Origin of the sequence: Haloferax sp. S1W, assembly GCF_044593955.1 — an archaeon.
GTDB lineage: Archaea > Halobacteriota > Halobacteria > Halobacteriales > Haloferacaceae > Haloferax.
This window is the reverse complement of sequence record NZ_CP172595.1, coordinates 2,991,944-3,015,081: the sequence shown is the minus strand read 5'-3', so window position 1 is coordinate 3,015,081 and position 23,138 is coordinate 2,991,944. Positions and strand designations below refer to the sequence as shown.

25 protein-coding genes are annotated in these 23,138 nt (G+C 59.9%); 14 read left to right on the top strand and 11 right to left on the bottom strand.

Translation table 11 applies throughout. The annotated features are described in order from the left end of the window. The first annotated feature begins 207 nt into the window (after positions 1–207). From ACH9L7_RS15750 to ACH9L7_RS15730, 5 genes are all read left to right on the top strand, one after another. Positions 208–411 (top strand): hypothetical protein, encoded by a 204-nt coding sequence (locus tag ACH9L7_RS15750; protein WP_396611630.1) that lies wholly within the window; start codon positions 208–210, stop codon positions 409–411. A 79-nt stretch (positions 412–490) separates the two neighbouring features. After that, positions 491–1,105, top strand: a complete 615-nt coding sequence (locus tag ACH9L7_RS15745; RefSeq protein ID WP_396611629.1) for a hypothetical protein — start codon at positions 491–493, stop codon at positions 1,103–1,105. Further along, on the top strand, positions 1,098–1,598 hold the full coding sequence (locus tag ACH9L7_RS15740) for a metal-dependent hydrolase (RefSeq protein WP_396611628.1): 501 nt from the start codon (positions 1,098–1,100) through the stop codon (positions 1,596–1,598). Before ACH9L7_RS15745 ends, ACH9L7_RS15740 begins: the two co-directional genes overlap by 8 nt. A 68-nt stretch (positions 1,599–1,666) precedes the next feature. Then, entirely contained in the window at positions 1,667–1,876 is a 210-nt protein-coding gene (locus ACH9L7_RS15735; protein WP_396611627.1) for a hypothetical protein, read from the top strand. Positions 1,877–1,970: 94 nt separating this feature from the next. Next, entirely contained in the window at positions 1,971–2,261 is a 291-nt protein-coding gene (locus tag ACH9L7_RS15730) for a hypothetical protein (protein ID WP_396611626.1), read from the top strand. 454 nt (positions 2,262–2,715) lie between these two features. On the opposite strand, the gene ACH9L7_RS15725 is transcribed toward ACH9L7_RS15730, so the two are convergent. The 3 genes from ACH9L7_RS15725 to ACH9L7_RS15715 all read right to left on the bottom strand — a co-directional run bounded on the left by ACH9L7_RS15725 (position 2,716) and on the right by ACH9L7_RS15715 (position 4,173). Then, on the bottom strand, positions 2,716–3,108 hold the full coding sequence (locus tag ACH9L7_RS15725) for a hypothetical protein (protein ID WP_396611625.1): 393 nt from the start codon (positions 3,106–3,108) through the stop codon (positions 2,716–2,718). A gap of 69 nt (positions 3,109–3,177) precedes the next feature. Beyond that, positions 3,178–3,492, bottom strand: a complete 315-nt coding sequence (locus ACH9L7_RS15720; RefSeq protein WP_396611624.1) for an ArsR family transcriptional regulator — start codon at positions 3,490–3,492, stop codon at positions 3,178–3,180. Between the two features lie 369 nt (positions 3,493–3,861). Further along, positions 3,862–4,173: an ArsR family transcriptional regulator gene (locus ACH9L7_RS15715; protein WP_396611623.1), complete on the bottom strand. Its 312-nt coding sequence runs from the start codon at positions 4,171–4,173 to the stop codon at positions 3,862–3,864. Positions 4,174–4,525: 352 nt separating this feature from the next. On the opposite strand from ACH9L7_RS15715, the gene tnpA reads away from it, so the two are divergent. Continuing rightward, positions 4,526–4,957 (top strand): IS200/IS605 family transposase, encoded by a 432-nt coding sequence (gene tnpA, locus ACH9L7_RS15710; protein WP_396611622.1) that lies wholly within the window; start codon positions 4,526–4,528, stop codon positions 4,955–4,957. After that, entirely contained in the window at positions 4,954–6,282 is a 1,329-nt protein-coding gene (locus tag ACH9L7_RS15705; RefSeq protein ID WP_396611621.1) for an RNA-guided endonuclease InsQ/TnpB family protein, read from the top strand. The genes tnpA and ACH9L7_RS15705 overlap by 4 nt, the downstream gene beginning before the upstream one ends. Before the next feature lie 47 nt (positions 6,283–6,329). Here ACH9L7_RS15705 and ACH9L7_RS15700 read toward each other — a convergent pair whose 3' ends face one another. Together ACH9L7_RS15700 and arcS are read right to left on the bottom strand one after the other, a co-directional pair. Beyond that, on the bottom strand, positions 6,330–6,602 hold the full coding sequence (locus ACH9L7_RS15700) for a hypothetical protein (protein ID WP_396611620.1): 273 nt from the start codon (positions 6,600–6,602) through the stop codon (positions 6,330–6,332). Positions 6,603–6,915: 313 nt separating this feature from the next. Continuing rightward, the gene (gene arcS / locus ACH9L7_RS15695) at positions 6,916–8,673 is read right to left on the bottom strand and encodes an archaeosine synthase subunit alpha (protein ID WP_396611619.1); all 1,758 of its coding nucleotides are present in this window, start codon (positions 8,671–8,673) and stop codon (positions 6,916–6,918) included. 89 nt (positions 8,674–8,762) lie between these two features. Here arcS and ACH9L7_RS15690 point away from each other — a divergent pair, with 89 nt between their 5' ends. The 3 genes from ACH9L7_RS15690 to ACH9L7_RS15680 all read left to right on the top strand — a co-directional run bounded on the left by ACH9L7_RS15690 (position 8,763) and on the right by ACH9L7_RS15680 (position 12,485). After that, entirely contained in the window at positions 8,763–10,034 is a 1,272-nt protein-coding gene (locus ACH9L7_RS15690; RefSeq protein ID WP_396611618.1) for a PQQ-binding-like beta-propeller repeat protein, read from the top strand. Positions 10,035–10,119: 85 nt separating this feature from the next. Continuing rightward, positions 10,120–10,581, top strand: a complete 462-nt coding sequence (locus ACH9L7_RS15685; RefSeq protein ID WP_396611617.1) for a pyridoxamine 5'-phosphate oxidase family protein — start codon at positions 10,120–10,122, stop codon at positions 10,579–10,581. A 671-nt stretch (positions 10,582–11,252) separates the two neighbouring features. Beyond that, the gene (locus ACH9L7_RS15680) at positions 11,253–12,485 is read left to right on the top strand and encodes a Fic family protein (protein ID WP_396611616.1); all 1,233 of its coding nucleotides are present in this window, start codon (positions 11,253–11,255) and stop codon (positions 12,483–12,485) included. Positions 12,486–12,692: 207 nt separating this feature from the next. Here the strand turns inward: ACH9L7_RS15680 and ACH9L7_RS15675 are convergent, their stop codons facing one another. Beyond that, complete coding sequence (locus ACH9L7_RS15675; RefSeq protein ID WP_396611615.1) at positions 12,693–13,931, bottom strand: PQQ-binding-like beta-propeller repeat protein; 1,239 nt, start codon at positions 13,929–13,931, stop codon at positions 12,693–12,695. Positions 13,932–14,193: 262 nt separating this feature from the next. Next, positions 14,194–16,191: a PGF-CTERM sorting domain-containing protein gene (locus ACH9L7_RS15670; protein WP_396613301.1), complete on the bottom strand. Its 1,998-nt coding sequence runs from the start codon at positions 16,189–16,191 to the stop codon at positions 14,194–14,196. 231 nt (positions 16,192–16,422) lie between these two features. Between ACH9L7_RS15670 and epsC the strand changes: the two genes are divergently transcribed. Then, positions 16,423–17,325 (top strand): serine O-acetyltransferase EpsC, encoded by a 903-nt coding sequence (epsC, locus tag ACH9L7_RS15665; protein ID WP_396611614.1) that lies wholly within the window; start codon positions 16,423–16,425, stop codon positions 17,323–17,325. A gap of 50 nt (positions 17,326–17,375) precedes the next feature. Here the strand turns inward: epsC and ACH9L7_RS15660 are convergent, their stop codons facing one another. From ACH9L7_RS15660 to tgtA, 3 genes are all read right to left on the bottom strand, one after another. Continuing rightward, positions 17,376–17,681, bottom strand: a complete 306-nt coding sequence (locus ACH9L7_RS15660) for a hypothetical protein (protein ID WP_396611613.1) — start codon at positions 17,679–17,681, stop codon at positions 17,376–17,378. A 55-nt stretch (positions 17,682–17,736) separates the two neighbouring features. After that, positions 17,737–18,012: a winged helix-turn-helix domain-containing protein gene (locus ACH9L7_RS15655; protein ID WP_396613300.1), complete on the bottom strand. Its 276-nt coding sequence runs from the start codon at positions 18,010–18,012 to the stop codon at positions 17,737–17,739. A gap of 73 nt (positions 18,013–18,085) precedes the next feature. Further along, positions 18,086–19,630, bottom strand: a complete 1,545-nt coding sequence (tgtA, locus tag ACH9L7_RS15650) for a tRNA guanosine(15) transglycosylase TgtA (RefSeq protein WP_396613299.1) — start codon at positions 19,628–19,630, stop codon at positions 18,086–18,088. 208 nt (positions 19,631–19,838) lie between these two features. Between tgtA and ACH9L7_RS15645 the strand changes: the two genes are divergently transcribed. From ACH9L7_RS15645 to ACH9L7_RS15635, 3 genes are all read left to right on the top strand, one after another. Then, entirely contained in the window at positions 19,839–20,114 is a 276-nt protein-coding gene (locus tag ACH9L7_RS15645) for a hypothetical protein (RefSeq protein WP_396611612.1), read from the top strand. A 3-nt stretch (positions 20,115–20,117) separates the two neighbouring features. Then, the gene (locus tag ACH9L7_RS15640) at positions 20,118–21,665 is read left to right on the top strand and encodes a methyl-accepting chemotaxis protein (protein ID WP_396611611.1); all 1,548 of its coding nucleotides are present in this window, start codon (positions 20,118–20,120) and stop codon (positions 21,663–21,665) included. Positions 21,666–21,808: 143 nt separating this feature from the next. Next, positions 21,809–22,288 carry a cupin domain-containing protein gene (locus ACH9L7_RS15635; RefSeq protein WP_396611610.1) on the top strand — a complete coding sequence of 160 codons (480 nt, stop codon included), beginning with the start codon at positions 21,809–21,811 and terminating at the stop codon, positions 22,286–22,288. A 39-nt stretch (positions 22,289–22,327) separates the two neighbouring features. Here the strand turns inward: ACH9L7_RS15635 and ACH9L7_RS15630 are convergent, their stop codons facing one another. After that, positions 22,328–23,101: a lysostaphin resistance A-like protein gene (locus ACH9L7_RS15630; protein WP_396611609.1), complete on the bottom strand. Its 774-nt coding sequence runs from the start codon at positions 23,099–23,101 to the stop codon at positions 22,328–22,330. Between the last annotated feature and the right edge of the window lie 37 nt (positions 23,102–23,138).

Genomic DNA, 23,138 nt, shown 5'->3' with positions numbered 1-23,138 from the left:
GCGTCGATAGCAGTCCGGGTGATGAGGGAATTCAATTGTAGTCCACGCGGTTGTTGCGGGACAACTCAGGGGTGTACTACCGAATTGGAGCGTACACAGCCACAGCCGCTGATAAAAGCAGCATATCCTATTGAAACCACACGGTTATTGTAGCTGTCTGACATCTACCCCGAAGAACGACACGCAGGCATGCAGAGGATAGCGACAATGTCGAAGCAACTCGCAGTGACCTCACACGAACTCACAGAAGGGGCGACGATTCGCCATCGGAATCTCCGCACCGAACACACCGTCGTCGAAATCACAGACTGCGTAGTCCGAACCGTGTCTGAAGGAAAGGAGTACGTCTATCCGCGTGACCAGCTCGCACTCGAACTCTCTGCGGGTCGGTCCGAAGTCGTCACCTGTTGAGTGGGCGGACCCACACGTCGGCACCCTCGCTCACTCCCGACAGAAGCGTTCTTCTTCCCCGCACCAACTACATTGCCCAATGAAAGACACACCGATGCGACGGCTCGCGGGAATCCTCCTGCTCATGGGCTTCCTCGTCGCGCTCATGGTCGCATTCGGCGCGCTCTCCCCCAATCCGGCAGTCGGTGCTTACCCCGAGGGAGAACACCTCGATGCGAATTACAACGCCTGGGTGGGCGAGAAAGCGGCGCTCTGGGGGACCGTCGTCGAGACGGACCCACTCGTCATCGAAGACGAGTACGGGGCAGGCAAGTCGGTTCACGTCGAACTCACAGACACGAGTATCGACGTACCGCTCGGCGACCGAATCGCCGTCTATGGTGTCGTCGAACCCGACCACACCATCCGCGTGCTGAACGCGTATCCGATACCCGCGACGAACTACCTCTACATGTACGCCGTCTCGTTCCTCGCAGGCCTGTGGGTACTCACGAGACTCGTTCGAACCTGGCGACTCGATACACAGACGTGGGCGCTCGAACCGCGGCCGAACCCACGCTCGTGGACACAGCACCTCCGAGAGAGTCTCACAGAGAGTCAAGGCAGTCCCACGGAGAGTCGAGGCAGTCCCAGAGAAAGCCGAAGCAGCTCTACAGAGAGTCGAGACACCCCCACGGAGGGCGACGATGCCTGACCTGCTCGCTCACGCCTTCCTCGCGTACAGTCTCGCCACAGTCGCTTCGTGGCGCTACGAGTGGCTCACGAGTCCATACGTGACGGTGGCGATGGCTGGCGCGTTCATCCCGGATTTGTCGAAAGGCGAACTGGTGCTCCCCGACGCTCGCGTCGAGCAACTTCTGGGTATTCCGTTCGACTGGTTTGGCCTCCACACCGCGGGGGCCGTCGTGTGTTCCATCCTCATCGGCGCACTGCTCGTCCACGCACGGGAACGACGCCGGGTCGTCCTCCTGTTAGCCCTCGGTGCAGGGTCACACCTCGTCGCCGACGGGCTGTTGAAAAAACCGGAGGGCGTCTCACATCCGATGCTGTGGCCGCTGACGCGGATTCACCCGCCGACGCCAGGGCTGTATCTCAGCACCGACGTTACACCAGCAGTCGTCCTCGGAGTCGTCGCACTCATCGTGACGCTCGTCACGAAGTATCGCCAGTCGGCCGGAGATGGCTAACGCCGAAACAATCACATTTGTTTGACATATCGGAGCCTATATCAGCCCGTCTGAGAATCTTTCGAACAATGGCACGCGAGATTGCCGTCGCCCCGCATGTCGTCACCGAGGGCTCGACGATTCGCCACGCAACGCTCTGTGAGGAACACGTCGTCACGCAGTTGACCGAAGAGGCCGTCCGGACAGAGCGAGCGGACGGGAGAGAGTTCGTCTATCCGCGGTCGGAAATCGCCCTTGCGCTTTCGACTGGCCGATTCGAGATTATCTCGTCGTCCTAACAGCAGTGGTGGGTACGATACGTCTCGACTGTCAGCCACACCCCGGATCGAAGCGACCAGCGACGCCTCGACGAAGGAGGTGTTCAGTATGGTGATGAAGGTTCCCTCTCGCGTCAGATGGACAGCTGCCGCGTGCGTGTCGGGCGGTGTAATCCTCTACAGTGTCATCGGCCTCGGAGAGCCGACACTGGGTCTCCCAGGCATCGCAGGTCTCGTTACGACGTACACCTCGTGGCGACGCGACGAAGCCTCACAGGCGGCGGTCTTGGTCGCGTTCTGGGTCGTCCTCGGTGCCCTCCTCTGGTCCTCCAACCAGATGCACATTATCTCGTCCGTCGTCGCAGTCAGCGTCGCGTATTTCGGTTGGTACGGTCTCAACGACTAGCGCCGGTTGCGAGCGGACCGTGCTGGACGAGACAGACCACACGAACCGTTAGTAAAACACCCGTATGGTCGTTATACCTAGGTCGCTCTCCCTCTGTGTCGACTACTGCTGCCGAGAGTAGAATTGTATATTAGAAGCAAGCCTCAATCAATCGTGTCCCACAACAAGTATTCCAAATTCTAGCTTTTGCTGGCCACTACCCACCAGAAATGCATAATTCACATATAGCCCTCAACATCCACAGAACAGCATAATACGACATCATAACTTGAACATTAAATGTACTTCACCCCAATTCCTACAACTAAAACCATAAGCCTAGAGTCAACAAGCAGATACAACCAAAATCCCTCCATTTCTCAGCACAATATACACTATTGTAGATTTAATACAATATAATGGGGCGAAAAAGCGTTTCGACACCAATCTGCCACGAAAACGGTCCGCGTCAGCCCTATCGCTTCCCGAACCGAATTCCGTCTTCGACCAGCCGAAGATTCCGCTCGCGGTCGATGTGCGGGGCGAGCCAATCGTACTCCTGCAGTTGTATAATCAGGTCGCCCTGGAGGTTTCGCCACGCAATCGCGTAAATCGGCGATTGACCCCACGCTCGGAGTTCGGGAATGAACTCGTCGTATTTCTCGTAGTGGGCTTCCAATCGCTCGATTGCGTCGACGACGTATGCGGCGGCCTCCGACTCGCTGTCGGCATCTGCTATTGCTCTGTTAAGCCGGACTTCGAGTCCTTCGACGGCTTTCTGCATATCCTGTGCGGCAGCACCATCCGATTCGGGGAGTGTGTCGAGAATAGGCTTTGGTACGCCGAGCGAAAGCGCTTCTACGTCCATGGAGTGCGATGCGTGACCAGATAGCAAAAAGGCGGCGACAGCACCCGCTCACCCTCACTCGACGGGGACTCAGACGTGGTCGTACGACGAGTCCTCGTCGGACTGTGCTGCTGTCGAAATCAGTTGCTCGAAGTCCACATCGGGGTCGTGTTGCGCGTCTCGATAGTCGAGGGCTGCACGCCCCTTCGCGGTGATTTCGTACAGCCCCGAGTTTTTGGCGGGGCCGACTCTCGTGACACAACCGAAGTCATCGAGCGCACGGAGTCGCGTATTCATGTATGCGCGCTTTTGGTCGAGCGCGACGCCGATGTTGACCGCGTTGTTTCGGCCGTTCGAATCGAGATACTCGAGAATGGCGAAGTCAGTGGGTTCGACGAGTTTCATGATAGAGTGAGAGATACGTAGCTACCGAACTGACACCTGCTAGTACATACTAACGGTAGAAAAGTGTGGCTCCTTCGACACGCCTCGGTGTGGCCGTGGACGCACACTCTCGTCGTCTCTCGGTTTTGTCGAAGAATACTCATTATTGTACAGGAACGTATCAACGCGAGCCACTGTCAAACCAACGGTGAAACCGCCGCTCACGGTTCGGGGGGAAAGACCAGCCACGGCAGGGTACAGGCCAACCACAACAGTGCAGTCGCTCGTGGCGACGACTAGCAGCGACTACGCAAAACGAGAGAGAAAAAAACGCACCGGGGTGCCTCCGAAGGCCGTTCCAGCCTCCGGTGTGGTGCGCGGTCGGAGACGCTATTCGCCAGTCTGCTCGTCGGTCCGTGCCCGGAGTTTGGATTCGACGAGTTCGTCGAAGTCGACGCCTTCGGTTCGGTACTGGTCGCGGTGCCCGGCCACGATTTTCCCTTTCTCGGTTATTTCGTACAGCCCGGAATTCGGAGCGGGGCCGACCCGGTCTAGCAGGCCGTAGTCCGCCAGAATCGGGAGTCTGGTGTTGATGTACGAGCGGTTCCTGTCTAAGATATACGAGAGATTTACGGCGGTGTTTCGCCTCCCGTCAGAGAGAGCCTCCAGTATATCGAAGTCGGTTGGAACGGCCAACTTCATGGACGAAAGTCAACATCCTGCGTTAAATAAGCAACCCATATAGGAATGCTACACGAGCGGATTTACCCAGTAGAACCCTGTTAGGTCGGCAATCTAAACTGCCTGCCGGTTTCGTCCGAGGGCACTCCTGGGGACTCTCAGCTTATGTCCGGGTTTTGAGTCAACTTACGGAAAATTCGAGGCGAAAGCCTCGCCCTTCAGGGCGTCACCAGAACGCTTTGCGTTCTGGTTGCCCGCCAGATGTAATCTGGCGACGGGGATGAAGCCGACCAACAGTATTCAACCGCTGACGATGGCATAGACGGGGTTCCAACGCAGCCTTTAAGCAGTCTGGCAGTGATAGTATGCATAGATGGTAAAGAGTACCCGTCACGCGAAATACGAACTCTACTACCACATAGTGTTCGTGCCGAAATCGGGCGGAATCGAAAATTCCGCTGACCTCGCGGAACAGGGTTCCGCTCAGTATCGGCGTTCGCACCTGACGGGGAAGACGAAGGAACGTCTCGAAGCCATCTTCGCGGAAATCTGTGAAGACAAGGGCCTCGAACTGGCCGAGTCCGAGGTCATGCCCGACCACGTACACCTGTTCATCGGGAGTCCACCGAAGAACGCCCCGTCACTCATCGTCAACTGGGTGAAGGGCATCTCGGCGCGGAAGTATAACCAGCGGTACGACGACCGCGTGAAGTGGACTCGTTCGTACTACGTCGGAACAGCGGGAAGCGCCTCGAAGGGCGCTGTCGAACAGTACATCGCTGAACAGGAGGGTGAGGACATATGAAGCGCGTCAACACCTTCGAGGTCGTCCCCCAGACCGAGAACGACAAAGAGTGCTTCCTACGGCTACTCGACGCCTCCGCCTCTCTGTGGAACGAACTCACCTACGAGCGCCGTCAGAACTACTTCGGTGACGGCGACGTGTGGGACACTTCCGAGTACCGAGGGCGCTACAACGGCGTCGTCGGAAGCGCGACTGTTCAACAGGTCACGCGCAAGAACAGCGAAGCGTGGCGGTCGTTCTTCGCCCTCAAGGAGAAAGGCGAGTACGCCAACCCGCCGTCGTACTGGGGCAACGAGGAGGACGGACGCGAACTCCGTACCTACATCCGAAACAACCAGTACACGATTCAGTGGGGCAAGCGTAGCCGTCTCGAAATCCCTGTCGGGCAAGAACTGAAAGACGAATACGGACTCGGCTACCACGAACGACTCCGCCTCGAAGTCCGAGGCAACCCGAAGTGGGACGGCAAACAGGGTCGTCTGGAACTTGAGTACGACGAGGTGAACGACACGTTCAGGGCTTTCCAACCAGTCACCGTCCCTGATTCTCGACTGGATTCACCACTGGCTTCTCACGAAGCCGCCCTCGACGTTGGCGCGAACAATCTCGTCGCCTGTTCCACGACCACTGGGAACCAGTACCTCTACGACGGTCGGGAGTTGTTCGGACGGTTCCACGAGACGACCGACGAAATCGCCCGTCTACAGTCGAAATTGCCCGAGAGACGAAGTCTCTCGGAATCACGGAAGACGGAGTCTTCCGGACGACTCCGAGAGAGGCGCTACTCCTCGAATCGGATTCGACGGCTGTACCGACAGCGGACGAAGCGCCGTGACCACGCACAGAACACGCTGGTACGCGACCTCGTTGAACGGCTGTACGACGAGGGCGTGGCGACGGTGTACGTAGGTGATTTGACCGACGTGCTGGAAACGCACTGGTCGGTCAGGGTGAACGAGAAGACGCACAACTTCTGGGCGTTCAAGAAGTTCATCCACCGTCTCGCGTGCGTCTGTGAGGAGTACGGAATCTCTCTCGAAGTCAAGTCGGAAGCGTGGACGAGTCAGACGTGTCCCGAGTGCGGCGACCACGAGAAGACGGTTCGACACGAGGAGACGCTGACGTGTCCGTGTGGATTCGAGGGGCACGCCGACCTCACGGCGTCAGAGACGTTCCTTCGAGAAAACAGCGATACGGAACTCAGGCCGATGGCACGGCCCGTGCGATTCGAGTGGGACGACCACGACTGGTCGGGGAAACCACACCCTCACGAAAGTCCCAAAGAAGTGCGCACAAACCCGCAAGTTGCCTCCGTGGGTCGGTAGCCGAACCCCCAACGGAGGAATCCTCGCGCTTTAGCGCGGGGAGGATGTCAACCTCGGTTTTCGAGTGCCTCCTGTGCGAGACGAAGGTCTTCGAGGATGCGCTCGTGCTGTGCAATCGCCTCGTCGAGATACTGTTGGGTCGTTGTCATCGCGATGTCGTCACCGCCATCGTGGTAGTGAAGTTGCATCAAATGTGACTCCAACGCGCTCGACGTGGAGTCGTTCGCCGAGAGCAACGACCGAACAATCGTCCAATCGACCGCACCGTCGTGGGGTAGTTCATCGAGTAGACCCTCCGTCCCCTCGTTTCCTCCTGACATCACACAAGGTGTTGCCCGGCTATGGTATTTAAAGATTGGATATTTTGATAATCACAGAGGAATTTGCTTCTCAGAAAACCCCGTAAATGGCCCATTTAGACCACCTTATACGAAGGATTAGAGAATTTGTATACCAGTACATATCAGATATCGTATTTGATAATTTAGGTATGAGAGTGGTAACGAGAGACGATTATGAGCAGATAGCGAGATCGGTGAAAAAACGCCACTCGAACGGCCGGGAAAGTATAGAACTGCGAACGACTCCTGAGTCAGGGTGAGATTCCAGAGTCGGGCCGTACGGGGACCGTCCCTACGTCTCTTCGACGTGGCGAATCTCGACGCCGACGCCGCGCGTCGACGAAACCATCTCCGGACCGCTCATCTCCGCGCGGCCGACAGCGAACGCGCGCGGCCCCTCGACAACCACCTCGTCGCCGGGGCGGATGTCCGAATCCGCATCGACGATGCCGGGTGCGAGAACCGACCCGTGGGGAACGAACCCGTCGATTTCGACGGTCTTCGTCGGTGCGTCGCTGTCGCGCCACACTTTCGCCCCTTCGAGGGTAAACGAGAGGACGCCGTACTGCGGCACCATCGTCGCCAACTGCTCGCCCGCGTCGTTCCAGACCTGTAGCTTGGGGTAGCGACTCGTCATCTCCAACTCGACGTTCGAGAAGAGTTCGTCGCCAGCACCCGGCCCGAACTGGAAGTCAGCGAGAGCTTTGACGACGTTATGTTCGCGCTCCGTCCGCGAGAACTTCGGCTCACCGTCGAGCGTCCGCATGAGATTGCCAATAGATTCGGTTGTCGTCGGGTGTTCGGAGACAGTGTACTCCACGTCGAGGCCCAGGTCTGCTTCGACGCGCTCGACGATTTCGGTGTACGCACCCGGTGGCAGGTGTGCGATGATTCGCGAGTAGTCGTTGCGCTTCAGATAGCGGCGCAGCACCTCTGCGACGAATGTCTTCTCGTCTTCGGACCAGTCGCCGGTCACGACCGAGTCGTAGTGCTGAGCCGGGTACGTAAGCTCCAGTTCCTGTGGAACGACGCCGATAGGCGACGTCATCGACACCATGTGGGCGCGGTACTGAACCGCCTCGTGGAACTGCCGGTGGCTCTGGGACTCGCTGTAGGGCTTTTTCGCCGAGCACGGAAGCAACACGAGCGGGTTGTCGAACCGGTTTTTGTACCGGGTTGTCACGCGGTCGGCGAACCGCTGGATTTCCACGCGGTCGATGGACTCCTCGGACGCGGCCGCGAGTTCCGAATCCCGGACCACGGGCGTCCGTTCTTCCATGTAGGTGTACTGCTGGTCGAACCGCCGGAACGCGGCGGTCAGCCACTGCTCGTGGCGGGCCTGTCCCTCGACGTAGTCGCGGAGTCGCCCATCCCGAATGCGACGACGAACTCTCGCAAGCTCCGCCCGAAGCGCGTTGACGTTGTGGTCGGCCGCGTCCGCACGGGTGAACTCCGAAGCGTCCTTCTGACACGCCGCACAGGCACACGGGAACTCGTCGAGGTCTTCGAGGAAGTACTCGCCGTCGGTCGTGAGATAGAAGCCTTCGAGACCGCGGGCCCGTGCGAGTTTCTCGTCGAACAGGTCCACACCGGCGTACGCGAGCACCGCGACATTTCGCGGCGTGGCGACACCCGAGAGCATGAGCGCCGTGTCGGCCGGGAGCTTCGATTTCGCTTCGACGATTGCATCTCGGAAGGCCCGCGCGTGGCCGACGAACCCCTGTGCGTCCGAGAGGATGTACGCGTCTGCACCGTAGTCACCGGCGGTGTCGGCGGTGACGGTCGCCACGGACGGGAAGTCAACGTCCGGGTAGTCGACAGAGAACGACTCTCGAATCTCGTCTGCGCTTCCGGCGGGAAGCGACCGGTGCGGAAGCACCGTGAGTACGTCGTCGGACCCCTCGGGCATGTCGCGCTCGGCAGCCCAGAGGCTACCGGCGTCCGAGAGAACGTCGTCCACGAGCGCTGGCGTCGTCACCGGGTCCGAGAGCCGAAGCTCCCCGACTCGGGCGGCGCCGTCGCGCGCGTGAACCTCGAAGTAATCGGTCATACCCGCTTTCGGCCCCCGATGGGCAATTATCTTGCCTTCCGCGGGCGCGAACCGCAGGACATTCATGTCACTGCATCTATGGGTCACCGATGTCAGAGCCCTCCACACTCTCACGTCGACGCACCCTCTCGCTTTTGGGAGGTGGCCTCGCTGTCGGCTCTATCGGCGGCTACGTCGTCGGTGACGATTTCGAACGCGCTGAAACGGCTTCGGCCCCGGTTATCGCTCCGACCGACTGGAGCCACCCGAACTACGACGCGACGAACAACCGGCATCCGCCAGTACAGAACGCCCCTCGGGACCCCACCTCGTTCGATATCGTCTGGAAGGCACCGATGTCGCTCGACGGGACGTTCGTCCCCGACAATCCAGTGCCGGTCGTGGCGAACGGGTTGGTCGTCGGAGGGAAGAACTCGACCACCCGGTCGCGGACCAATTTCGAACTCTTCACGACCCACGGAGGCGAGTCGTACGGCTCGTTCAGTAGGCCGGGGATAAAACACACGCCAGTCGCTGCGGGCGACTACCTATTCTCCCATCCCGAGACAACCGATGGGACGCAACTAGACGCGTCGAACTTCAGAAGCGGCGAACAGCTGTGGTCGTGGGAAAAAGGTGGAGCGGGTTACCCGCCCCTACAGCCGGTTGTTGCGGGCGGCCTCGTTCATATGGCGACTTCCACAGGAAGGTCCACCGCTGCGGCGTACGCGTTCACACCGGACGGTGAAACCAAATGGAAGACCCGCTTCGGAGGAAGACACAATCTCTTTCCACCGGCCGTGACGCCCCGTACGCTCGTTCACCCGACGATAAACGGCTTTGTCGTCTTCGATACGCAGACCGGCGAGTTTCGGTGGGAAGTCACCAGTTGGGACGGTGGGTCAAAGGCGATGGCGACTGCACCGGTCCTCCACGACGGGGTGCTCTATACCGCCAGACACGACGGACGGGTACTGAGCTACGACCTCGAAGATGATTCCGGCCCACAGTGGGTTCGGAGGCGACAAGGTACCGCCCACATCGCCGCCGTCGCCGACGGATACGTGTATCTAACGCGGTCTGGAGTGAAACTCGAAGCACACCGTGCGGACGATGGGAGTCGGGAGTGGTCGCTCGATTGCCTCGACATCCATCCCGACGCAAGCGGCCTGACGGCGGCGACGCTATGTGACGGCTCCCTCTACGTCGGCGTCTCTGTCGAAGACGACGACCAGTACCAGCATCGACTCGCTGTCGTCGATGCCGACTACGGTACTGTTTCCCACCAGACGGCGCTTCCGGGCACACCGCGTTTCGGCCCGATGATTTCGAACGGGACGGTCATCGTGCAGACGCGGGACGGCTTCGTCGGGCTCCGCTAAGGTTCGCGCTCGACACGTCTCGGGCGCGCCACCACGCACCCCTAGAGCCACTACCCCTTACCTGCTGGCCCACCAAGGACATAGCATGGCCTCCCTCGAACCCTCCGGTCCGTGGTCGCGCGAGCGCACCGACGAGTTCCTCACACAGACGACGATTCCGCTTCGACTCTCGTGTCGAACTTCGGCAGACGACCTCTGGATGCTCTCGCTGTGGTACGAGTGGGACATCGAGGAATCCGAACTCCGGTGTGCGACGTCTGCTGACGCCGACGTGGTCAGATTCCTCCGCACTCACGACGACGTTGCGTTCGAGGTGTCGACGAACGACCCACCCTACCGCGGTGTGCGGGGTCGCGGGACCGCGACTATCGAACCCGACGCAGAAAAGACGGTCCTTCGACGACTCATCGGTCGCTACCTCGGCGACGACGAGACGCCACTGACGAAGCGATTGCTCTCGCCCGAGCGCGACGAGGTGACGATTCGGATTCGACCCACGAAGCTTCACACGTGGGACTACGCGAGTCGGATGCAGTCGTCGAAGTGAACACGACGCTCGCCTTTCGGAGGTGCGGTCGGAGTGGACTTTTTATCCGTTGACGCACGATGTGCGCGTATGGCCGCAGACCTCTCCGACCGAATCCGTGATATCGCCGCTGCTCGGGACTCCCGGAATCAACAGTATTCGAGCAAGCGCTCGAACGCGGGCTTGCTGACCTCTGGGAAGAGGTAACGCTCGAAGAATACGTGAACGGAAAGATCGGTCGAGAGGAAGCAATCGAACGTGTTGGACGCGAGAAGGTCCAACGTGCAGACCGCGAGATGCAGGCTATAGATGAGGACGTTGAATGGGGACTCAACGCGTAGCCAGTGTCTGTGCGGTTTCCGATACCGGACCGCTGATTCACCTTTCTGAAGTCGACAGCCTCGAACTGTTCGAAGTCATCCACTAGATGCGAGCACGTACTTAGAAAAGAGACTCCCAGGCTAGTTTATTCAGACGTAATCCGTCATTCTAAGCAAACCGTGCGGAGAAATCGTTTTCTCAGCCATAGCATAGAGCGTTTAGAAAAACACTCGTCGGGAAGGTTTACTCAGGTATGATTTGGGCTGTCTAGAAAAACAATCTCTGTAGATCATTTACGCAGGCACAAGACAGAGCGTCTAGGGAAACGATTTTACACAACCTTTTACTTAGAACAGTGAGACAGATAGCTAATGAAAGACGGGTATCTCGTAGATACGCCTGCTCCCGGGGTATACCGGCCGGTCGATTCGAGCTCAGGCGTTCCGTTCTCCAAGTTTTACAAGCCAAACAAATTGCCGCCAGAGATTGAGCTATCGGATGACGTAATTCAGGCCTATGGCCGTGCGATGCACTCACTTGGTCGGCTTGATGGATTCTGGAGTGAAATTGAGAACCCCGAAGCCGTCTTCGGCCTTTTCGTGTACAAGGAGGCCGAGCAGTCTTCACAAGTTGAGGGAACCCGCGTCACGGTTTCAGATATGTATGAGGAAGGGGAGGATTCGAAAGATGTCCGTGAGGCACGGAATTACGCATTCGCCCTGAACGAGGCGGCGAAGAAGCTGTCAAAAACAGGACGCTCCCGAGAGAACCTCTCGAATAAGTTGTTGAAAGACCTGCACAGAGAACTGATGGAAAAGGGGCGGAGCGACGAAGAAGACCCGCTTCCGGGAGAGTTTCGACCAAGCTACGCGTGGATTGATGAATCGACTGGTATTGGAACGCGAGTTCGTTTCGCTCCTCCGAAAGCCGAAATCGCAGCGTCGAGAATGGAAAACTTTGAGGAATATATGCAGTCTGAGGGGGCATACCCCGACCTGATCGATATCGGTATTCTTCATTACCAGGTCGAAACAATCCATCCGTTCGTCGACGGAAACGGTCGCGTCGGCCGTCTACTTATTGTGCTGTTGCTAATGGCGTCGGATATCTTACTCCATCCGCTATTCTATCTCAGTTCCTACATTCGTCGGAATCGAGACGAATATACGGATCGGCTCTTGGCGGTTAGCGAGGAGGGAGAATGGAACGAATGGCTACTGTTCTTCCTCACAGGCATCAAAGAGCAGGCAAGCGAGGCGTTTAGCCGAGCGAAACTCCTCCTTCACCTTCACAAGCAGTATCAGGAGAAGTACGCCGATGCTCGTCCGTCTGTAAAGGCTCTTCTCAAGGAGATATTCACCGAGCCTGTATTCACAGTTAACCGTGCAGCGGAGATGATCGACATGTCGTATCCGGCCGCGAATCAAGCGATAGCTATACTGGAAGATGACGGTGTTCTCCGGGAACGGACTCAGAAGGAACGGTACCGAGAGTTCCAAGCGGATGAGGTCTTAGACGCATTAAATAAAAACGCAGATGAAATCCCGTCACCCGAGGCCCTAATAGAGGAAGAAGAAAGTCGGCTCGAAGATATTACTCAATAGGGTGTCGAAGCTCGCGCGACATTATCGCACTTGCATATTCGTACGGACATCTCGAAAAGGACGATGCTGCCGAGTTGGTGCGGACACTTCAGTCTGAAACGAGTCTCTTTGTCACCGATGCGGTCGTCGAGCGGGGAATCGACTTACTCGAATAGGAGAACTACGCGAGTCGGATGCGGTCGTCGAAGTGAACGCTCAGGAGACGCACTACGGAAGTTTGAACGACAGGAGCGTGTCTGTGCCCCCACTTCGGCTGATAGCTGACACTCGGCCAGCACCGACAACCGGTGGGCTACTATCGGACGAAAAATCGAACGAGCCGAGACGACACCCTCGCTCGGAATCGAACGCAGTGAGAAATCGTCCGTCCGAACTGGTTACCGACAGAAAGACCGCGTCACTGGAGAGGGCCAGCGGACTGCCCCGTCCACGTGTCGTTGCCTCCCAGTAGTGTGTGCCAGTTTCCGGGTCGAACGCTGTAACCTGTCCATTCCCCTCGGGAATCGTTTTTGCTGTCGCGTATCCGACTCCGTCTGAAACTGCGACGTTCCCCCGAAGTGCCGCGTCGTGCCACAACTGCTGTCCAGTCGTCGCATCGAACGCGGTCATCGTCTCCCCATCCGAGGCAAGAACCACCCCCTCTGAGAGCGCAGACATGGAATACTCATCATCGACTCCACGACTGTTCCACTGGGTTGTTCCGTCGTCTGCGAGTGCAATGAGTCGCCCACCGACCGCACAGTACAGCCCTCGCTTGTCTCCAGTCAGATACCTCGGAAATTGACTGTCCGGTGAGAACTCACGAACGATCCGATGGGTGCCGGTCGCAATATCGAAGGCGTATATCCGGCTGTACGGGTTCTCAGGCTCGAACGACGGGCGGTCGGTATTCACGACACCAGCATAGACCGTTTCACCAACGACCGTAATCGCCTGCTCCATAATCGAGGTGGTCATCTCTTTTCCGGGTGCGGTGAAGGACCACTCCTGTCGACCAGTCGTCCTATCGAGGGCAACGAGGTGTCTGCGCCCGACGGCGAGCACCCAGTCTCCGGCCACAATCAGACGGCTAGGGTGAAACGAATCCGCAATTGGCTCGTTCGGCGTTCGCCAGCGCTGTTGGCCCGTCGATGCCTCGAGCGCGAAGAGTGCGTTTTCCGTGGCGGTGTAGACGGCAGTCGGCCCAGCGGCAATGGCCGAAAACTCCTGTAGTTCGCCGAACGTCCACACGTTGCGCTGGTCCCAGCGGCGGTCGCACTGCACGTTTCGCGGCGTCTCTTCCGGTGTCGCGGTTGGCGTGTCAGACGGAGTGGGAGAGTGAGTGGCTGTCCGTGACTGAGTCGACGTGTTTGAGTGGGTGGTCGTATTCGACTGACGACCCCCACACCCAGCAAATTGGGCGACACCGAGACCGAGTGCAGCGAGAATCGCACGTCTGGAGGGCATGGCGAGAGTAACTGAACTCTCAGTATTAAATTTTCAAATTGGAGACAATATCTGACTGCTCGACGCGCATCAAAAAAGCCCCAAACGGGGCTGGTGCCGCGCGGGGGAGGGGCGTTGGCTCCCGGGGAGGGAGATCCCCGAGGTTGGAAGGGCCTACTGCCCGGACGGGGAGGGGAGTGCGCTGCCCGGATTGTGTGGGTGGTGGCCGGTGGGCGCCCGCGCGGCGTACGAAAAAACGGGCGGAGAGGTTGCGTCAGCGGAGTTAGCGGCGACGCGCCAGAAGCGCCGCGGCGACGAGCGCCACGAGCGCGACGGCGATGCCGAAGCCGGGCACGTCGGTATTGGACTCGTCTGTCATCTCCGAGTCGCCCATCGCCTCGGTCGTCTGGTCGTCAGCCATGGTTTCCGTACCGGAGTCCATCTCTTCGTCGGAGTCCATCTCGGTCTCCATGCCTTCGACCGTGTAGTCAGCCGTATCGACGACTGCACCGCCGGAGGCGACGTACGGGCCATCGTCTGCGCCGTCACTCGTCAGGAAGTCGTAGGCCTCGTTCCCGTTGGTGTCTCTGTGCGCCATCGGGACGAGCGTCCCAGACGCTTCGAGCGTCGTATCGAGCGTGATTTCGACGTTCTCGTGCGTGCCGGGGCCGAGGTACGTCGAGGTGCCGCGGATGCTCTCGAACACCTCGCCGTCGGTGACCGTCGCATCGTGAATCGTCACGAAGCCACCGTCGTGGAGCGTGACCGAATCGACCATCACGGTCGTCCCGTCACCGGACTGGTCTGCTGCGGTCACCACGGCGTTGACCGTGGTGTCCCCGGTATCGACGACTGCGCCGCCGTTCGCCACGTAGGGACCGTCGGCCTCACCTTCGGATTCGTCGAAGGTGTACATCTCGTCGCCGTCGGTGTCCTTGTGTGCCATGGGCGTGAGGACCTGCGAGGAGCGCATCGGCTCGTCGAGCGTCACCGTCACGTCCTCGTGGACGCCAGCGGAGAGGTACTCCGAAGCGCCGATGACGCTGTCAAAGACTGCACCGCCGGAGAGCGCGGGGTCGTGGATGACGACGAAGCCGCCCTCGGAGAGTTCGACGCGGTCGACAGTGACGGTCATTCCGTTGGATGCTTTGGGACTGTACGAGACGCTCGCGGAGACGGTGGCGTTGCCGCTGTCGATGACTGCACCGCCGTCAGCGGTGTACGGACCGTCGTTCTCACCTTCCGATTCCGGGAAGGTGTACGTCTCGTCACCGTCGGTATCCTTGTGTGCCATCGGGACGACGGTCGTCGTCTCGTTCAGCGGGGCGTCGAGCGTAACCCGCACGTCGCGGTGCAGGCCGGGTTCGAGGTACGCGGAGGTGCCGCGGATGCTCTCGAACACCTCACCCTCGGTGACGGTTCCGTCGTGGACGGTGACGAAGCCGCCTTCAGGGAGGTACGCGGAGTCGACGACGATGGAGTAGCCACCGGTGGCCTGCTCACTGTATTCGATGTTCGCCGTGTCCGAGGGCATCGCCATCGCTGTATCGACGACGGCGCTGCCGTCAGCGGTGTACGGACCGTCGTTCTCGCCTTCCGATTCCGGGAAGGTGTACGTCTCGTCACCGTCGGTGTCTCTGTGTGCCATCGGGACGAGCGTCGTGTTCTCGGTCACGGGCGTGTCCAACTCGACGCGGACGTTCTCGTGGACACCAGCGGGCAGGTACGCGGAGGTGCCGCGGATGCTCTCGAAGACTTCACCGTCGGTGACTGTCGCGTCGTGAATCGTCACGAAGCCACCTTGCGAGAGTTCGACGCGGTCGACGACGACAGTGTCGCCGGTCGTCGGCTGGTCGGACATCGAGACGGACGCGCTCGCGTTCACCATCGCCTCGGCGACGACCGCTCCACCATCGGCGGTGTAGGGGCCGTCAGCCTCGCCGTTTCCGGCGACGAACGAGTAGACGCGGTCACCGTCGGTGTCTTTGTGCGGCATGGCGACGAAGGTTCCCGACTCGCCTATCGGTTCGTCGAGGCGGACGGTGACGTTCTCGTGCGTCCCCGCTTCGAGGTACGTCGACGAACCGACGACGCTCCCGAGGACGTGGCCATCGGAGAGCGAGGCGTCGTGAATCGTCACGAAGCCACCCTCGGGCAGAGTCACGGAGTCAACTGTTACGGTCGTTCCAGCGGTCGTTTGGTCTTCGAAGGAGACGGTCGCCGTCTCCTCTTGTGCCGTCACAGCCGTCGGGATGCCCCCGACAGCCACGACGAGTACCATCAACAGTGCGAGTGTGCGTCGCATGTCTGAATCCGGGTCGAAGATACTAAAGGAAATTTTCCGAACTGTCACCCAATTCTCTCCCCGATGTCGCCCCAGTCGGGCGGTTTGTGCCCGCAGGTACAGCAAAAGGAGCGTCCGCAACAGTCGCTGTTGTGTGTGTTATGGTGGTGACTAAGGAGGCTAACGAACAGATAATAAATACGCGTAACACCCAACTAGTACCATCCAATGTCCTACACCTACACCGGTGACGCCCACCGTGACCTCTTTGCCTCTTATCAGGAGGACACCGACCCCTTCCCGACCGAAACGTCGCTCGTGTTCCCCCGACGCGAGCACCTGCGCGAGGACGTACACCTGCTGAAACGACTCATCTTCCCGCGTGCCTGGAACGGCGGAGAACTCGTCGAAGACGAATCGGCGCTCAAAGAGACCGTCGCGGAGTTCGCGTCGCTCTGCTACCGCGGTATCGCACCCTACCTGCAAGAGATGTCCGGGGAGAAAACCGCCGAAACCGACGGCGCGGGCGACCCCGCCGAGATGGTCGAAACGCTCCTCGAACGCCTCCCCGACGTTCGAGAGACGCTCAAGAAGGACGTTGAGGCGGCGTACAAAGGCGACCCGGCCGCGCGGAGCTACGTCGAGATTATCCGGTCGTACCCCGGCTTACAGGCCATCGTCGTCCAGCGAGTCGCGCACGTCCTCTACAACGCCGGTGCGCCCGAGTACGCCCGCGAGTTGACCGAGTACGCGAAGATGGAGTCGGGCATCGACATCCACCCCGGCGCGCAGATTGGTGACTACTTCTTTATCGACCACGGAACCGGCGTCGTCATCGGCGAGACGGTGACTGTTGGCGATTGGGCACGTATCTATCAGGACGTGACGCTCGGCGCGCTCCACTTCGAGGAAGAAGAGAACGAAGAACACATGCTGAAAAAGGGGTACAAACGCCACCCCGACATCGGTGACAGCGTCGTCATCGGTGCCGGAACGAAAGTTCTGGGCGCGGTCACGGTCGGCGACCACGTGAGTATCGGCGCGAACTCGTGGGTCACAGAGGACATTCCGGACCACACGAGCGTCTTCATCTCGGAACACCCGACCCACGAGCGGAAGTCCAACGACTGAGTTCCGTCGCGGCGTCGTCTAAATCCCGTGTGCGCGTGGCCTCTGTTCTCTCAGTCGAGCGTAATCCACGCGAGGAACGCGAGACCGATTGTCTCGAAGACGTGGAGGAGCAACATGAGTCGCCAGACGATGACGGGCACGGCCGTGTTGAACCACCCCGACAGCGTGGGGTCCAGAAGGTACATGTAGAGTGCCAGCGCGTTCTCCGCGAGGAGGAACACCCCGAACACGAGGAGGCCGAGCGCGTGCTTAGACCTGAAGGTCACGTAGTTCCGCGCCCAAATCGCCGACAGGACGAGGAGGACGACGACGTTGACCGCGGCGGCGACCCGCGCGACATCAACCCAGATGCTCATTCGTTCATCCCTTCCCCCGTCAGCCAGATATACACTTTCCCAAATCTCTCCATATTCAGTCCATTTGCTCGATTATCTGCTCGACCATCTCCCAGTTCGCGCGGCACCGCCCCGAAGGGAGATACACCGCGCCGTAATCGTCGCCGCTCCGCTGGACGACGTTGTTGTCCATGAGGACATCGAGGTGGTGTCTGACGGTCTTGTAGTCGAGGTCGAGTTCCTCGGCGAGTTGATTCGCGTTTTGTGGCTGTGACTCGATAGTACGGAGAATGCGCACGCGGTTCTCGCCACCGCGCGTGCCGGTGAGTACGTACCAGAGGACAGCCTCCATCGTCTCTGGTGACACGTCGGGAGAACCTAAGCCCATCGACCGATAGTGGCGTCCTGGTCGGACGATGAACGGGTTACCGCTCTGTGTCGCTGTCGGGCTCGACGGGACTTCCGTCGGCCATCGCTTCCTCGGCCAGTCGCTCGGTAACCGCCGTGAGCGACTCCGTATCCACCGAGTCGGGGACGAGTTCGAGCGCCGATGCGGGCCAGTCGTTGTGCGCGAGCGTGAGTGACGCGTCGGGGTTCTCTTCGGCCAGACGGGCGACGCCGCGAGCGGCCTGTTCGTAGGCGTCGCGGTCCAGTCGCTCCGGCACCTCAGCCGTGAGCGGGTAGGTCTCCGAGAGCGCTCGCGGGAACGGACCGAACGGCGGGACGACCCGCCAGACTGCGTCGAACTCGTCGTTCGACGGCGTGCCGCCCTCGGTGAGAAGCACGTCGCCTTCGGCGGTCAGGCGGTCCATCCGGTCGTGGTGACGGGCGACTTCGGGTCGGAAGGCGCTCTCGTTGGAGACATAGAAGAACGCGCCCTTCGATGCCGGGTCCTCGCGTTCGAGTTGGTCGACGTGGTCGAGGAGGGTACGGTAGCCGTCGAGCATCGCGGGATGCGAGCGCGCGCGTTCCTCGACGAGTTCCATCAGGTCGCCGTCGCGGATGGCCTGTTTGATGCGCCGGAGTTCGGCGAAGGTGACGTGCAGGTTGTGTTCGGCGAGCAGTTGCTCCTGTTCGTCGCCTTGCGTTTCGCGGAGGTCGTCGGGAGAGTACTCCGTACAGATGGGGCAGGTACACGGGAAGTATTCGAGGTCTTCGAGGTGTTCGGTCCCGCGGACCGTGAGATAGCGCCCGTCGCGGGCGTACAGCGCGTAGGCTGCGGAGTCGAACAGGTCACAGCCGAGTGCGACGGCGAGCGCGAGCATCATCGGGTGGCCCGCACCGAAGAGGTGGACGGGAGCATCAACGCCGAGTCCGCGCTTGGCAGCCGCGACGGCGTCCACCATGTCGGCGTAGCGGTAGGCGTTCATCATCGGGACGACTGCACCGACAGGGAACACGTCGAGGTCGGAAGCAGCGGCGTGGCGACCAGCCTCCTCGCGGAGGTCCGGGTAGGTCGAGCCCTGTACGGGCCCGTTGACGAGCATCTCGCCCGTGTCTGCTGCCTCGGCGTCGGCGATGGCCTGCTTCGTGACTTCGAGTTCTTCTTCGGCCTGCTCACGGGCGACATCTGGCGGCGTCGGGATGTCGACGGGCGTTGCAATGTCCGTGCCGATATCGTGTTGGAACTGCAGAATCTCCTCGGTTGTCGTGTCGATTTCGCCGTATTCGGCGAGTTGGAACGACCCCGAGTCGGTCATGATAGCACCGTGGAAATCCAGCATCTCATGGAGCCCTACGTCGAGTGCCTCCTCTCGCAGGTGGTCGTTTTTCTTGATGATGTAGGAGTTCGTGATGAGAATCTCCGCGCCGAACTCGGATTCGAGTCGCTCGGGCGGAATCGTGATGATGTTCGGGTTGACGACCGGCAGGAGGGCCGGTGTCTCGACAGTGACCCCCGCGCGGGGAACCTCGAGACGGCCAATGCGCCCAGCGAGGTCCCCGTCACGGATTTCGAAGTGGTCGCGCATGGGTGGCCGTTCCGCGAGCGCAGCGGTAAGGGTTGCGTTCGGAAGGTGGACGATGACACTCCAAGTCACACATCACTTATATGGTGGCGGCAAATATGACAATCCGGAACAATAAAATTACATATGTTTGGTTTTCTCCCCTACTAATTATCAATCTCGAATATTTGGACGACTGATTTAAAAATAGGTTGCTGTAACTAATGGCACGATGTTGGCCGAACTCTCACCACTCGAACTAACCGGGCTGGTCGTGTCCCTCGTGGGACTCGTCCCGGTCGTCACGCAGTACAAAGACGAGACCAAACTGTTCACCGCAGGCTACGTGTTGCTGGTCGTGGGGATGCTGGCGACGAATCTGGAAGTATTCGTCCTCGAACCAGTGTTGAACCTCGTCGAACACGGTCTGGGAATCGGCCTGGCGGGCGTTACGTTCCTCGCGGCGGCGTACGTCCGCCGGCAGGAAGTCATCACGGCGGGTGAGTAGAAGATGGTCGCACTCGCTCCACTCTTCGACGCAATTGGTGCACTCGGTTTCGTCGGTGCCGCTGGTCTGGGGTGGCTCAACTACCGCGATAGCGACGCTGAGTCTCCCTTCTGGCTCACCTTCTCGTTCGGGTCCATCCTCGGTGTGATGTGGACGTTCAGTCTCGCACTCGAGAAAGCCGGGCTCTACGAAGAGACGTTCAACCTCGTGACGAGTCCGTTGATGACTTCGACGGTTGCCGTGTTCGCAATCGGCGGGACGGCGACGCTCGCAATCGTCGAGGACATGAAAGACCTTCTCGCGGACGCGGAAGCGAAGAGTCAGGAAGCCGAAGCCCAGCGCAAAGAGCTCGACGCGCTCACCACGGACCTCGAACAGCAGGCCGAGGCGTACGGCAAGGCGATGGAAGACGCCGCAGCCGGAGACCTGACCGTCCGGGTGGACGCGACGAGTCAGAACGCCTCGATGCAACGCATCGGCGAGGGATTCAACGAGATGCTGGACGCCATCGAGTCTGTCGTCGTCCAGATACAGTCGTTCGCAGAACAAGTCGACGAAGAGAGTTCGGAAGTCACCTCGAGCGCGAACGCGGTGAAGGTAACGAGCGTGGATGTCGCAGAGAGTATCGAAGAAATTTCCGCGAGCAACGAGACGCAACACCGGAACCTCAACTCCGCGGAGTCCGAACTGTCGAACCTCTCGGCGACTATCGAGGAGATTGCCTCTTCGTCCGAGGAAATCGCCAGACAGTCGCGGCGCACCGTCGAGCAAGCCAAAGAGAGTCGCCACGCCGCCAGTTCGACCATCGATAAGATGGAGCAGTTAGAATCACGGTCCGCAGAGACCGTCACCGAAGTCGAAGAGCTCCAACAGTCGGTCACGGAAATCAGTGAAGTCGTCGAACTCATCGACGACATCGCCGAGAAGACGAGTATCCTCGCGCTCAACGCCTCTATCGAGGCGGCAGGCGCTGGTGACGCGGGCGAAGGTTTCGCCGTCGTCGCGAGCGAAGTGAAGACGCTCGCCGAAGAGACCGCAGAAGCGACGCAGGAAGTCGAGTCGCTCATCCGCGACATCGAACAATCGACCGAGAGTGTCGCCGAAGACACCTTCGAGACGCGGGCGGAAGTCGAAGCAAGCCGCGAAACCGTCGGCGAGACGGTCGACGCGCTCGAAGAAATCGTGGACAAAATCGAAGACAGCAACGAGTCGATTCAGTCCATAAGCAGCGCCACCGACGAACAGGCCCAATCGACGCAGGAAGTCGTCACGACGATGGACGACATTACGAGCCTCAGCGACACGGCGGCCACGGAGGCACAGAACGTCTCCGCCGCGGCCGAAGAACAGACCGCGGCGACGCAGGAAATCGCGTCCGCCTCGGAGTCGCTGTCGGAGCGCGCACAGCAACTCCAGTCGCTCGTCGGCCAGTTCGAATCCAGCAATCGTGCGCCGACCAACGTGGCTGACGACCACCAGTCGGATCCCACGGCCGCGCCGACCAAAGCACAACTGTCGAACGGTGACACCGAGGCCGGCCAACTGAACTAACCGGACGAGGCCGGCCAACTGAACTAACCGGGCGAGGCTGCCCACACCCGGCGCGACCAGCCAACACCGGACTCCCATCCCGACTTCGGGATGTCGTTTGTCCGACGGCGAACACTTTTCATCGAACCTTCTGAACGGCCCGTATGCAACCTCGAAACCAGTCCGACCTCGACTGGGTCGAACACGAGGGGGTCGAAGGAGCGTTCAAGCAAAAACAGCTAGGCGAAGCCACGGGCGGCGACCAACTCGGGTGCAGTCTCTACGAACTCCCGCCGGGATGTCAGCCGTGGTCGTATCACTACCACGCGGCGAACGAAGAGGCACTATACGTCCTCTCCGGAACCGGCACACTCCGTCTCGGCGGCGAGACGTACGCGTTCCGCGCTGGAGACTACGCCACCTGTCCGGCCGACGAGTCCGGCGCGCACTGCGTCGTCAACGACGGCGACGAACCGCTTCGATATCTCGCCATCTCGACGATGCACGACCCGGACGTGACGCTGCACCCCGATATCGACAAAGTCGGCGTGTACGTCGGGTCGCCACCGGGGAGCACCGACGACAGTTCGTACTCCGGATTTTTCGACACTGACGATGCAGAGTTCGAGTCAGGAGAGTTGTAGACTCGAACACCGGGTTTGTAAACTCGAAAAACGAGGGCCTCAGAAGAACAGCCCAGTCGGCACTCCGTTGGGGTTCATCTCCATGAACTTGAACGCGATGTAGGCGATGGTGAACAACGTCGCGTTGTACGTCCCGTGGATGAGCGCCGGGACGACGAGGTTGTCGGTCAGTTCGTAGGCCGTCCCGAAGACGAGACTCGGGAAAAAGAGGATGCCGATGGTAACCAGTCGGGCGCTCGCACCGCCGGTCAGTGCGACGAAGTGAATGGCGGCGAAGATGGCGCTCGCAAGGGCGATACCCGCCGCGGGGCCGAACGACTCCCGGATGCGGTTCTGGACGACGCCACGGAACAGGAGTTCTTCACCCGGGCCGATGAGGAGGAACGATGCCGGAATGAGAAGCAGGAGGACTTCAGGGTCCTTCGCGGCGATTTCCGTGACCTGATTCGACCCGGCTTCGACGCCGATAGAGGAAATCAAGAGCGCGCCGGTGAACGCCGCACCGAGCGCCATCACGTACCCTAACACGATTGCAGCGAGGTCGCGTACCGAGGGTATTCGGACGCCGAAGTGGTCGATTCCGAATCCACGGAATTTCGCATAGAGAAGTGCGACACCGCCGAACGCGATGCCTTGCAGGAGGATGAGCGACATCACGATGACGGTAAAGGGCGTCAGTTCGATGCCGGCGCTCACCGCCGCGAGTTGCGTCGCGATGACGAGAACCGTCCCAACGAGCAACCCGCCACCACCGACGATGAGCGCTGCAGCGAGGGACCAAATCGGATCGAAGAGGCGCGTCGTAGTAGCCACGAGCGAGTGATAGGACCCCTGTCGTGAAAATCCTTCC

What these genes read in the sequence shown, in the direction of transcription:
- ACH9L7_RS15750 (WP_396611630.1), top strand. Translation starts at nt 208, where the DNA reads ATGTCGAAGCAACTCGCAGTGACCTCACACGAACTCACAGAAGGGGCG.
- ACH9L7_RS15745 (WP_396611629.1), top strand. Translation starts at nt 491, where the DNA reads ATGAAAGACACACCGATGCGACGGCTCGCGGGAATCCTCCTGCTCATG.
- ACH9L7_RS15740 (WP_396611628.1), top strand. Translation starts at nt 1,098, where the DNA reads ATGCCTGACCTGCTCGCTCACGCCTTCCTCGCGTACAGTCTCGCCACA.
- ACH9L7_RS15735 (WP_396611627.1), top strand. Translation starts at nt 1,667, where the DNA reads ATGGCACGCGAGATTGCCGTCGCCCCGCATGTCGTCACCGAGGGCTCG.
- ACH9L7_RS15730 (WP_396611626.1), top strand. Translation starts at nt 1,971, where the DNA reads ATGAAGGTTCCCTCTCGCGTCAGATGGACAGCTGCCGCGTGCGTGTCG.
- ACH9L7_RS15725 (WP_396611625.1), bottom strand. Translation starts at nt 3,108, where the DNA reads ATGGACGTAGAAGCGCTTTCGCTCGGCGTACCAAAGCCTATTCTCGAC.
- ACH9L7_RS15720 (WP_396611624.1), bottom strand. Translation starts at nt 3,492, where the DNA reads ATGAAACTCGTCGAACCCACTGACTTCGCCATTCTCGAGTATCTCGAT.
- ACH9L7_RS15715 (WP_396611623.1), bottom strand. Translation starts at nt 4,173, where the DNA reads ATGAAGTTGGCCGTTCCAACCGACTTCGATATACTGGAGGCTCTCTCT.
- tnpA (WP_396611622.1), top strand. Translation starts at nt 4,526, where the DNA reads ATGGTAAAGAGTACCCGTCACGCGAAATACGAACTCTACTACCACATA.
- ACH9L7_RS15705 (WP_396611621.1), top strand. Translation starts at nt 4,954, where the DNA reads ATGAAGCGCGTCAACACCTTCGAGGTCGTCCCCCAGACCGAGAACGAC.
- ACH9L7_RS15700 (WP_396611620.1), bottom strand. Translation starts at nt 6,602, where the DNA reads ATGTCAGGAGGAAACGAGGGGACGGAGGGTCTACTCGATGAACTACCC.
- arcS (WP_396611619.1), bottom strand. Translation starts at nt 8,673, where the DNA reads ATGACCGATTACTTCGAGGTTCACGCGCGCGACGGCGCCGCCCGAGTC.
- ACH9L7_RS15690 (WP_396611618.1), top strand. Translation starts at nt 8,763, where the DNA reads ATGTCAGAGCCCTCCACACTCTCACGTCGACGCACCCTCTCGCTTTTG.
- ACH9L7_RS15685 (WP_396611617.1), top strand. Translation starts at nt 10,120, where the DNA reads ATGGCCTCCCTCGAACCCTCCGGTCCGTGGTCGCGCGAGCGCACCGAC.
- ACH9L7_RS15680 (WP_396611616.1), top strand. Translation starts at nt 11,253, where the DNA reads ATGAAAGACGGGTATCTCGTAGATACGCCTGCTCCCGGGGTATACCGG.
- ACH9L7_RS15675 (WP_396611615.1), bottom strand. Translation starts at nt 13,931, where the DNA reads ATGCCCTCCAGACGTGCGATTCTCGCTGCACTCGGTCTCGGTGTCGCC.
- ACH9L7_RS15670 (WP_396613301.1), bottom strand. Translation starts at nt 16,191, where the DNA reads ATGGTACTCGTCGTGGCTGTCGGGGGCATCCCGACGGCTGTGACGGCA.
- epsC (WP_396611614.1), top strand. Translation starts at nt 16,423, where the DNA reads ATGTCCTACACCTACACCGGTGACGCCCACCGTGACCTCTTTGCCTCT.
- ACH9L7_RS15660 (WP_396611613.1), bottom strand. Translation starts at nt 17,681, where the DNA reads ATGAGCATCTGGGTTGATGTCGCGCGGGTCGCCGCCGCGGTCAACGTC.
- ACH9L7_RS15655 (WP_396613300.1), bottom strand. Translation starts at nt 18,012, where the DNA reads ATGGAGGCTGTCCTCTGGTACGTACTCACCGGCACGCGCGGTGGCGAG.
- tgtA (WP_396613299.1), bottom strand. Translation starts at nt 19,630, where the DNA reads ATGCGCGACCACTTCGAAATCCGTGACGGGGACCTCGCTGGGCGCATT.
- ACH9L7_RS15645 (WP_396611612.1), top strand. Translation starts at nt 19,839, where the DNA reads ATGTTGGCCGAACTCTCACCACTCGAACTAACCGGGCTGGTCGTGTCC.
- ACH9L7_RS15640 (WP_396611611.1), top strand. Translation starts at nt 20,118, where the DNA reads ATGGTCGCACTCGCTCCACTCTTCGACGCAATTGGTGCACTCGGTTTC.
- ACH9L7_RS15635 (WP_396611610.1), top strand. Translation starts at nt 21,809, where the DNA reads ATGCAACCTCGAAACCAGTCCGACCTCGACTGGGTCGAACACGAGGGG.